Consider the following 11,501-nt stretch of genomic DNA (forward strand, 5'->3'; position numbering starts at 1 on the left):
TTTTTTAATGGTCACTAGTTCTAAAAATTTCTGAAGGAAATACAACTGGACTTTCATGTCCGTCCTTACCTACGGTGGCAACACCAAAGAAATAATTATCAATAACAATGCCTTTTAATAAAAAATGATCTACATCACCCACAAATCGACTGTGATCCCATGTTGGTGATGTTGTAGCTCTCCAATAAATCTTGTATCCTTTAACTTCTGAATGATTTGCTTTTTGCCATTTTAGCTGAACTGATGGCTCTACAATTCCGCCGATGGCAACCTTAGTTGGTGCGGGCGGTGCCGATGCAATACTAGCCATGGTGATAGCGTTTACCGCAGTAAGCTTAGCCGCATAGTCAAAATTGACATGCTCAACCACGTCGCCATATTTGATACCATTCTCTTCTCTCAGATCCTGATGTTGTTGTGTGTAATTTTCATGAGCTTCCATAATACGAATACCGGCAAATCCGGCATCATTAAAAGGGCGGTGATGACCACCACGTCCAAATCGATCTAATCGATAGACCATCATTGGATTCATTTCGGGCATATACGTTTGTACCGTTTTATGGATATAACGCGCTAATTGTCGTGAGATTCCGTCTACTTCGCCGCCATAAAAACGTCTGGCGTTACGCTCTTTTTCAGTTTCAGTTGGAGGAACAGGTTCAGAAAATATTCTAAAGGTTCTATTATCGATTACTCCATCTACCCCTTTTATGTTTCCGATCATATCATTGTTTAAAACTCCAACTAGATCCCAATTTTTTTCCTTTGCATATTCGGCAAGCCCTTTGCCTCCAAAAAGACCTTGTTCTTCACCCGACAACCCGGCATAGATAATACTGCTGTCAAATTTGTACTTTGATAAAACGCGTGCAGCTTCAATCGCACCTGCCATACCGCTGGCATTGTCATTGGCACCCGGAGAATCTGAGGTGAAATCCGTAGGATCAGTTACACGAGAATCAATATCTCCGCTCATCATAACAAAGCGATTTGGATGCTGTGTCCCACGCTGAATTGCAATAACATTCACTACCCAAACGTCTTTTACTATTCGTGGATTTGTTCCTTTTTTGACTAAATTCTTCTGGTAAAAAACTTCAAGACAGTTCCCGCAAGCTTGAGAAATTTTTTCAAACTCAGATTTTATCCAGCGCCGCGCGGCTCCTATTCCACGTGTTTCTGAAACCGTATCACTTAGTGTATGTCTTGTGCCAAAGTCTGCTAAAATATTGATGTTCTTTTCAATACGATCTGCAGATATATCATCGACGATTTGATAGATTTTGGTATCTGTTTGTGCACTTATTATTTTACTATTGATAATAAGCAATACCAGCATCGTACTTAATAGCTTAAATTTCATTTTTATTTATTTAATACATTAATCAATTTGTGTTCTCTAGCTACGAACTATGAAGTAAATTATTTGCAAAGTCATGTATCGTACCGTTTTCAAAGTTAAAAATTATATTACCAATCACCATGGTTTTCTCTGGTTTTGAAATTCATGTTGAAAGGTTTGCTATTTACTTTCTCAAAAAATACAATCCGATTAACGGTCCAATACTGAGTAAAACAAATAGGAAGGTGATGGGTATCGTATCGGTTAAAGCATTTAATAGTTGAATACTAATGATGGTTATCGCAAAGCCAATACAATTAACGATGGTCAATCCTGTACCTTTTAACTCGGGAGGAGCAGCATCGGCTATCATCGTCGAAAATTGAGGAGAGTCAGCGATCACAAACATTCCCCATAAACAAAGTATAATCAGAAATAAGTAAGGGGATACTGTAAAAAATAGCGGGGACGCCAAGCAAAAGAGGGCGGAGCACATTAACATGAAGCGTGCTACTTTTTTGCTGCCTATTTTTAGGGAAATAAAGCCTCCGACAACACAGGAGATAGATCCAATGGCAATAATAATAAAAGACCATAGCGCAATGGGAATAGATATGCCCTGAAGTTGAGAATATGTCTTTAAAATTAAGGGAACAAATCCCCAAAATGCATATAGCTCCCACATATGGCCAAAATATCCAATTGCAGCTTTTCTAAAGGAAGTTATACTGAATAACTGGGTGATTACACCCAACTGAATGCGAAGTGCCGGGGATCGATACGGACCATCGGGAACAAAAATGAAAATTAAAAATCCGCCCAATGTAGACAGAAAAGAGGTGCTTAGAAGCACTGTATTAAAAGCATTATCGCTATTGAACTCAAAAAGTAAATGAGGTAATGCAGTACCCAAAACTAAAGCGCCGACCAAGAATCCAAGTGCAGTACCTAATCCTTCTTTATAATAATCTGAAGCAATTTTCATTCCTACCGGGTAAATACCTGCAAGAAAAAAGCCTGTAGCAAAACGGGCAGTGAGTAAATTAAAAATACTTATCTCAGGAAGTAACAAAGGGAGATTGGATAAGGCTCCAAGTAAAGCACACGTAAAAAAGACTTTAGAAGGTGAAAATCTATCTGCCAACGTAAGCAGTGCAAAGCTTAAGGTTCCAATAATAAAGCCAAGTTGTACCGAAGAAAGTACATAACCCTCTATGTTAAAACCTACCGTGAATTTGTTGGTGAGGTCATCAATCACCGCATTCCCTGCAAACCACAAAGAAGTGCAAAAAAATTGCGCAATGATAATAATGGGAAGTATGTGAAATTTTGATTTCAGGCGATTCTTTTTAATCAGCTACAAGTATACGAATTCTTTTAAAAGCGCATGCACCTGCTCGGTATCATCCACATAATATTGAGCAACTGTTTTTTTTAAGCCAACTTTTACCGTATGAGCAGTTTCTGGTAATTCTTTAAACATGTATTCATCGGTCCAGTCATCACCAATCGCAAATATGAAATCATAGGAGTCATCTACTAACATTTTTGACGCAGATTTCCCTTTGTTCACTCCGCTCACTTTTATTTCAAGAACTTTATCCCCTTCTAAGATTTCAAGATTATGATTTGCAATTAATTGTTGAATTGTAATTTTGAGTTCATTAGATCTATTCTTGCCCAGTTCGGGGTCTACATTTCTAAAATGCCAGGCCAACGAATAATTTTTTCTCTCGATTAACGAGCCAGGTGTGCGATCAGTAAAGGATTCCAAAATAGGAGCGATGGCATCAAACCATTTGTTATCTACACGCTCAAGAAGTTCCCAATCCTTTTTAGGCTGCTTTAACCAGACACCATGTTCGGTAATCAAAGTGTAGTCCTTATAACCAAACCATTCATCAAAAGTCATTTTATCTCGTCCTGTTATAATGACGAGTTTTGTGTTTTCTTGCTGATTCAGGGTATCAAGTACATCAAATATTTTTGATGTTGGTTTTGCATTTTCCGGAAGTTTTTCAAAGGGTGCGAGTGTTCCATCATAGTCCACAAAAAGAATTTTGTTTTCCGCTTTCTTAAACTGTTCTACTAAATTAGTTCTCGACTGATTCTCCAGTCGTTGCAAGGTGTATCGCTTGTCATGATGGGTGGAGCTTTTCAAGGCCTCCATAAAATCAGTAGCCCATTTATCTACGTTGTAACGTTTTAATCGTTTTTGCAAAGCTGAATTTCGTTTAATTTGTTCCTTTTCGGGCATTTCCAAAGCTAACTTTAGGGTGTCGGCAATTTCTTCAAAGTTATTAGGGTTGATAAGTAATGCTTCACTCATTTCATTAGCTGCCCCGGTCATTTCGCTTAAAATCAACACTCCTTTTTTGTCAACTTTTGAAGCGATATATTCTTTGGCAACCAAATTCATCCCGTCTCTAATAGGTGTCAATAAAGCAACTTCACTTGATGTATAGAGATCAATTAGATTCTCAAAAGGGAGGGAACGATAAAAATACCAGATAGGTGTCCAACTAATTTCGGCAAATTTTCCATTGATTCTTCCAACCAACTGATCGATTTCTTTTTTTAATCGTTGATATTGGGGCACTTTTGCTCGGGAAGGAACTGCAAGCATCACCAATCGAACTTTACCTTTAAACTCAGGGTATTTCTCCAGAAAATACTCAAAAGCTCTTAGGCGTTTATCAATTCCTTTGGTATAATCCAATCGATCAATGGATAAAATCAGTTTGGCTTGATCATTATCAAGCTGATGTTTGTCTAAGCCTTGTTGAATTATACTTTTATCTCTTTTCTCTTTTGCATTGTGAAGTTTTGCACTTTCATGAAAATTATCATAATCTATACCCATCGGAAAAGAATCGACTTTTACACTGCGATTATCTAGGGTGATGGTATTAAAGCTACTGTCGTATCCTAGTATGCGTTGTACAGAACTTAAAAAATGGCGTTCGTAATCGTAGGTGTGAAACCCCAACAAATCAGCACCCAGCATACCTTGTAATAATGCTTCTCTACAAGGGATAGTTCTAAATACTTCGTAGGAGGGAAACGGAATATGCAGAAAAAAACCGATGGAAACATCGGATCTCTTTTTGCGTATAAGATTAGGGACCAATAATAATTGATAATCATGTATCCAAATCCTGTCTCCGCTTTCGACCGTATCTAGGATTACATTGGCAAATTTTTGGTTAACGACTTGGTAGGTTTCCCAGGTATGTTTTTCAAATTCAGTATATTCTAAGAAGTAATGAAACAGAGGCCATAGCGTAGTATTGCTAAAACCATAATAATACTCATCAACCTCTTTTTTTGTTAAAGAAACACCTAAGCACTTATGGGCTAGTAATGTACTGTCTATTTTTGCTTTTATGCTATCGTCAATTTCTTCTTCATTTACACCATTCCACCCAATCCATATACTATCATTAGCTGCATGCACCGGCTTCATTCCAGTGGCTAATCCACCAACGCTAGGAGTACTGGTTACTATTTTATTATCGATATGTAATTGCAGTGGTAGTCTGTTTGATATAATGATAGTTTTACTCATAAAATGTGGTTAAAGGAGGTCAATTGTTTTTTTTATTTTTTAAATTTCGTGAATCGAGACTTAATAAAAGACTTTTTAAAAGAATTTTAGTATTTATGAATAACTTGGACTACGGAATTATTGGAAACTGTAAGAGTGCAGCCCTCATTTCAAAATATGGCTCTTTAGATTGGTGTTGCTTGCCTAATTTTGATTCTTATTCAGTATTTGCCAAGATTTTGGATGAGAAAATAGGAGGGAGCTTTAGTATAGAAGTGGGAGATGATTATACTATTTCTCAAAAGTATATTCATAAAACAAATATTCTGGTTACCGAGTTTAGTAATGGCACCGATGTCTTCGAATGTATTGATTTTATGCCACGATACAAAAATGAAGATGGCTCTTTTTATGCTCCGCCAGATGTCATACGATATATTAAACTTATCTCGGGAACTCCCAAATTTACTCCGCATTACCATCCCAAACTAGAATATGCGCTGGGTGTTACCGAGTTTGAGGTAGCAGATGAGTATATTAAGAGTATTAATAATGAAGATAAATATGACACCCTATATCTTTACTCTAACTTCAATCTTCAGGGAGTTCATGATTCTCAAGAAATTGAATTGAGAGAGCATGGCTATTTTGTAATTAGTTATCACGAGAAAATCTTAACGCAATCCTTGGAGCGTTGCTATTTGAAATTACAACGTACACGTGTTTACTGGCTCAACTGGAGCGAAAATACAACGGAATATAAATATTACAACGATCAAATTTTACGAAGTGCTTTAGTCCTCAAATTATTAAGTTATGATAAATCCGGAGCGGTATTGGCAGCAGCAACTACCTCGTTACCCGAAACTATCGGGGAGGTTCGTAATTGGGATTATCGTTTTTGCTGGATTCGTGATGCTTCTATGGTAATAAAAGTAGTCTCCAATTTAGGACATAAGCGATTAGCACAACGTTTTCTTCAGTTTATTATTGATATCATACCCGATAAGGATGAAAAGATACAAATCATGTATGGGATCAATGGAGAAAAAGATCTTACCGAAAAGACATTGGATCATTTAAGCGGCTATCAAAATTCAAAACCTGTTCGTATTGGGAATGCTGCGTATCATCAAAAACAAAATGATATTTATGGTATTCTGATGGATGTTATTTACCAGCAATTTGCCGAGTTTGAATGTGATCTAGATAACAGTGAGGGCTTGTGGACAATATGTAAAAGTATTGTACACATCGTTAACGTGAATTGGGAAAAAGCAGATAAAGGGATATGGGAATTTAGGACCGAAGAGCGGCATTTTACTTTTTCTAAATTATTATGCTGGGTAGCGATAGATCGTGCTATAAAAATCGGTAAGTTAATTAATAAGCCAAAAACAAATCCACGTTGGGTAGCACTAAGAGATCGTATTTATGAGGACATTTATGAAAATGCGTGGAACGAGGATATTCAGGCGTATACGCAATCATATGGTACTAGTGACCTGGATGCTTCAACGCTGTTAATGGAATCTTATGGGTTCATAACTGCAAATGATCCTCGATTTATAAGTACCGTCAAGGCTACAGAACGTGAATTATGTAATAACGGGCTCATGTATCGCTATAAGAATAAGGATGATTTTGGGTTGCCTTCTTCTTCTTTTACGATCTGTAGCTTTTGGTTCATCAATAGTTTATATAAAATTGGAGAAAAAGAAAAATCGAAGCGGTTGTTTGATCAATTGTTATCGTATAGCAATCATCTAGGCTTGTTCAGTGAGGATATAGATTTTGACAGTAAACGTCTGTTGGGCAACTTTCCTCAAGCGTATTCACACCTGGCACTTATAGAAACCGCCGCTAACTTTTCCGGAGGTCTAACCAAGGAGGAGGAAGTAATGGATATTATTCATCACGATCAGTAGTACCATGTGGCTTATCCAAATAAATACGTGTATGAGGGATGCTTTCTGTATGATGTTTTTGAATAAACATAAGTAACTTTTCTCGAACGAGTACCCGTAGATCCCATGCGTCAGACGAGTTTCTGGCGCTCATAAGTGCTCTTATTTCAATAGCGTCTTTAGTTGCGTTCGTCACCTGAATATTTTGAACATTATTATCCCACAAAGGGGTGTTATCCAAAATATTTTTTAGTTCGGTACGTAAGGCTTCAATTTGAATCTGATAATCGGTGTAAATATATACAGTACCTAAAAGATCCGAAGAGCTTCGCGTCCAATTTTGAAAGGGTTTTTCAATAAAATAGGTTGTCGGTACAACCAGTCTTCTTTTGTCCCATATTTTTATAACGACGTATGTCAAAGTTATTTCTTCAATGGTACCCCATTCTCCCTCTACAATGACTACATCATCCATTCGTATTGGTTGTGTAAAAGCAATTTGAATCCCGGCCAATAAAGTTCCTAATGCCTTTTGTGCGGAAAAGCCTATGATGATACCTGCTACTCCGGCCGAAGTAAGCATACTCACACCTACACTGCGTATACTATCAAAGCTCATAAGTGCAACACCAATGGCAAAGAGGATGATAATAAAAATAACAATCCGTTCCAATATATTAAATTGGGTATAAATTTTACGAGCTTGCAGGTTATCAGATACGCTGAGATCATAATGTCGTATTACGCGATGCTTGATAATTTTGATCGTTACGATCAATCCCCAAGTGATGGATATAATATAAAGGACTGTGCTTATTGATTTGATATATTCAAAGTAGTGTTCGGGAATATATTGACTTACCAGACCCAAACGTACCCCGGTGGCTAACAAGAATAGAAATAAAGGAATCTTGATACGTTTGGCAAAACGAACCGGTAAAATGGAATTAGAATTCTTACCGATTTTTTGTAATAAAAACTGCAGTAAGAAAAAAGTAACAAGTAAAACTAGTATCCCGATTGCAATTTGTTTAGCGAACTGTAAATCCATGAGGTAGCCTATTTTAAGCAAAAATACAGGTGTTATTAATAAATTGTAAGGAAATAGTTTTAAAACTATGCTAATATTCAAATTTTAGTGGATAATGAAACTTCACTAACTAAAGAAGCCATCTATTATTTGTAGACGGCTTCTTTTGAACAATTCACATTTTAAAAATTATATCTAAGGAATGCTATTTTTAATTAAGCAATGAAATATCCGTTTTCTGCAGCTATTTTATCTGCTATTTTTGTACGTAATGCGACAACATTAGGTTGATTTGCATATTTTGTAAAACGTTTAAGTCCCATAAGCATCATACGTTGTTCGTCACCTTCAGCGAAAGAGACAATAGCTTCCTTACCTTGTTTGATAACAATGTCTACGGCGTTGTAAAGATAAAGTTGAGACATCGCGATTTGAGTTTCTTGTGACTCTTCTCCAAAACGCTTTGCGTTTTTCTCTGTACGTAGAATAGTAGATTCTGCCATATAGATTTCGATGAGAATATCAGATGCAGCTAACAATAATTGTTGGTGCTTATCTAATTCTGGACCGAATTTCTGCACTGCAGCTCCAGCTACCATAAGAAATACCTTCTTTAGCTTCCCTAAAATTTCTTTTTCTTCAGCGAATAATTCTGAATAATCAGGCGTATCAAATGAAGGTATTCCGGTAAGCTCATCAGCAACTTTCATCGCAGGCCCTAAAAGATCTACATGACCTTTCATCGCTTTTTTGACTAACATACCTACAGCGAGCATTCTGTTAATTTCATTCGTTCCTTCATAGATTCGAGAGATACGTGCATCTCTCCACGCAGATTCCATTGGAGTATCTGCAGAGAATCCCATGCCTCCAAAAATTTGAATACCTTCATCAGTTGTATTCTGAACATCTTCAGAAACAGCTACTTTAAGGATAGAACATTCAATTGCATATTCTTCAACCCCTTTAAGTTCTGCTTCCTGATGTGAATTCCCTTCCGCTTGACGTAAAGCAATTCGATCTTCAATATTTTTAGCAGCACGGTAGCTAGCAGATTCATCTGCGTACGTATTGGTTGCCATTTCTGCTAATTTGGCTTTAATTGCACCAAAATTTACGATGGGTGTTTTAAACTGAATACGTTCGTTAGCATACTTTGTAGCTTCTCCAATTACACGACGTTGTGCATCCAGACACGCTGCAGCTAATTTGATACGACCCACATTCAAGGCATTCATAGCAATTTTGAATCCATTACCACGCTCAGATAACATATTTTCTACCGGTACTTTGGTATCATTAAAGAATACCTGACGGGTAGAAGAGGAGTGAATACCTAACTTCTTCTCTTCATCTCCCATGGAAATACCATTTGATGCATCATTTTCAACAATGAATCCGGTAATGTTTTTATCGTCTCCAATTCTGGCAAATACGATAAACACATTGCAAAACCCAGCATTCGAAATCCACATCTTTTGACCAGAAATCAAATAATGTTTACCGTCATCAGATAAAACTGCTTTTGTTTTTCCTGAGTTTGCATCAGATCCAGCTCCCGGTTCTGTAAGGCAATAGGCGCCAAACCACTCACCAGTAGCTAATTTTGGAACGTATTTTTTCTTTTGCTCCTCATTGCCGTATAAGGTGATAGGCATTGTACCGATACCCGTATGTGCACCAAATGCTGTACTAAACGAACCTGTAGCGCCAGAAATATAATCACAAACTAACATTGTAGATACGAATCCCATACCTAAGCCATCATAAGCTTCTGGTACAGCTACACCCAGTAAACCAAGTTCACCTGCTTTACGCATGCACTCTTCTGTAAAAGCATAGTCTTTTTGTTCAAAGCGCTCCCAATTTGCCCATAATTCACGATCAACGAATTCTTTGGCACTATCGCGCATCATTTTTTGTTCCTCAGAGAAATCTTCCATGGTGAAAATATCTTCTGCTTTTGTTTCTTTTACAAGGAATTGCCCTCCTCTAAGTAGATCTTTATTTATAGCTTCTGTACTCATTGTTTTTAGATTTTATTTGTTAAGAAAAAAGAAGAGAGAAAAAAGACTTTAAGAATTCAAACTATTTTGGAAACCCATAGTCATTTTTTGCCATTCTTCAATTTTATATTCAAGTTTTTGTAAAGTGTTAATATCAATATATCCTCTATGATTTGCTACTAAAAGTTGTGTTCCTAATTCGAAAGAAGAACTCAAAGAATAATCAATGAAATTATTAAATGATTTATTCGATCTTCCTGACCCTTCAGCTATGTTACTAGGTAAAGAAACAGAGCATCTACTAATTTGTGAGCTTAAATCATATCTTTCATGTTTAGGAAAAGACAGTAAAATATCAGATATATCATTAGCGATTTCTAATCCTAACTTCCATATTTTCAAATTTTTATAATTATGTCTTTTCTTCAAAATTAATTTTCTCTGTTCCTTGCTCTTTGCTCTCTGCTCTCTATTCTTATTTTAGGAACTCATAGATTCCTGCAGCACCTTGTCCGGTTCCTACACACATGGTTACCATTCCGTATTTTCCTGTCATATCACGCTTACGCATCTCATCGAATAATTGAACGGATAACTTAGCTCCCGTACATCCTAGTGGATGACCTAAAGCAATAGCACCACCATTAACATTCACGATGTCCTGATTAAGATCAAGTTCTCTCATCACGGCAAGTGATTGCGAAGCAAAAGCCTCATTCAATTCGATTAACTCAACATCTTGTTGTTTTAATCCTGCTTGTTTTAGAGCTTTTGGAATCGCTTTTACAGGTCCGATTCCCATAATTCTCGGTTCAACACCCGCTGCAGCGTAGTTAACGAGTCGGGCGATTGGTTCCAGATTGAGCTCTTTCACCATTTCTTCGCTCATTACTAATACAAATGCTGCGCCATCACTCATTTGAGAAGAGTTACCGGCAGTTACACTTCCGCCAGCTTCAAAAACCGGACGCAACTTACCGAGTACTTCTTTTGAGGTTCCGGCACGGGGGCCTTCATCTTTATTTACTGTGTAGTTTTTGGTTACCTTTTTACTGTTTTCATCGACATAAGTATGCTCAACATTGATAGGAACAATCTGGTCATCAAATTTGCCTTCTGCTTGTGCTTTTAACGCTTTCATATGCGAATTGTAGGCAAATTCATCTTGATCTTCACGAGAAACATTGAATTGATGGGCTACTGCTTCTGCGGTAAGTCCCATTCCCCAATAGTAATCTTCGTGACCATTGGCAGCTAGTTTATAATCCGGAGTAGGTTTATAACCACCCATCGGAATGTAAGACATGCTTTCTGCACCACCTGCAATAATACAATCTGCCATACCTGACTGGATTTTAGCCGTCGCCATACCAATCGTTTCGATACCTGATGCACAGTATCTATTCACGGTTACTCCAGGGACATCTTCTATCTTTAAACCCATAAGAGAAATGAGACGCGCTACGTTAAGTCCCTGCTCAGCTTCTGGCATGGCATTACCTACAATAACATCATCGATTCGGGTCTTATCAAAATTAGGCAGTTCACTCATCATATGTTCGATGGTTTCTGCAGCCAATTCATCGGGTCTTTTAAATCTGAACACTCCGCGAGGTGCCTTACCTACGGCAGTTCGATATGCTTTTACTATATATGCTGTTTTCAT

At 37.3% G+C, this 11,501-nt stretch carries 8 protein-coding genes; 1 reads left to right on the top strand and 7 read right to left on the bottom strand.

Annotated features, from left to right (window positions below):
- Window positions 1-4: 4 nt before the first annotated feature.
- The 3 genes from BD809_RS12190 to BD809_RS12200 form a co-directional block, all read right to left on the bottom strand.
- Complete coding sequence (locus tag BD809_RS12190; protein ID WP_148783260.1) at window positions 5-1,366, bottom strand: M28 family peptidase; 1,362 nt, start codon at window positions 1,364-1,366, stop codon at window positions 5-7.
- 163 nt (window positions 1,367-1,529) lie between these two features.
- Window positions 1,530-2,702 (bottom strand): MFS transporter, encoded by a 1,173-nt coding sequence (locus BD809_RS12195; RefSeq protein WP_317130877.1) that lies wholly within the window; start codon window positions 2,700-2,702, stop codon window positions 1,530-1,532.
- Entirely contained in the window at window positions 2,703-4,913 is a 2,211-nt protein-coding gene (locus tag BD809_RS12200) for a bifunctional alpha,alpha-trehalose-phosphate synthase (UDP-forming)/trehalose-phosphatase (protein WP_148783262.1), read from the bottom strand.
- 95 nt (window positions 4,914-5,008) lie between these two features.
- On the opposite strand from BD809_RS12200, the gene BD809_RS12205 reads away from it, so the two are divergent.
- Window positions 5,009-6,820, top strand: a complete 1,812-nt coding sequence (locus BD809_RS12205; protein WP_148783263.1) for a glycoside hydrolase family 15 protein — start codon at window positions 5,009-5,011, stop codon at window positions 6,818-6,820.
- Here BD809_RS12205 and BD809_RS12210 read toward each other — a convergent pair.
- The 4 genes from BD809_RS12210 to BD809_RS12225 all read right to left on the bottom strand — a co-directional run bounded on the left by BD809_RS12210 (window position 6,801) and on the right by BD809_RS12225 (window position 11,501).
- Window positions 6,801-7,850 carry a mechanosensitive ion channel family protein gene (locus BD809_RS12210; RefSeq protein WP_148783264.1) on the bottom strand — a complete coding sequence of 350 codons (1,050 nt, stop codon included), beginning with the start codon at window positions 7,848-7,850 and terminating at the stop codon, window positions 6,801-6,803. The genes BD809_RS12205 and BD809_RS12210 overlap by 20 nt on opposite strands.
- Before the next feature lie 194 nt (window positions 7,851-8,044).
- The gene (locus BD809_RS12215) at window positions 8,045-9,856 is read right to left on the bottom strand and encodes an acyl-CoA dehydrogenase family protein (protein WP_148783265.1); all 1,812 of its coding nucleotides are present in this window, start codon (window positions 9,854-9,856) and stop codon (window positions 8,045-8,047) included.
- Window positions 9,857-9,904: 48 nt separating this feature from the next.
- The gene (locus tag BD809_RS12220; RefSeq protein ID WP_246131529.1) at window positions 9,905-10,237 is read right to left on the bottom strand and encodes a four helix bundle protein; all 333 of its coding nucleotides are present in this window, start codon (window positions 10,235-10,237) and stop codon (window positions 9,905-9,907) included.
- 73 nt (window positions 10,238-10,310) lie between these two features.
- Window positions 10,311-11,501, bottom strand: a complete 1,191-nt coding sequence (locus BD809_RS12225; protein WP_148783267.1) for an acetyl-CoA C-acyltransferase — start codon at window positions 11,499-11,501, stop codon at window positions 10,311-10,313.

It is taken from the genome of Aquimarina intermedia, from assembly GCF_008124785.1.
GTDB lineage: Bacteria > Bacteroidota > Bacteroidia > Flavobacteriales > Flavobacteriaceae > Aquimarina > Aquimarina intermedia.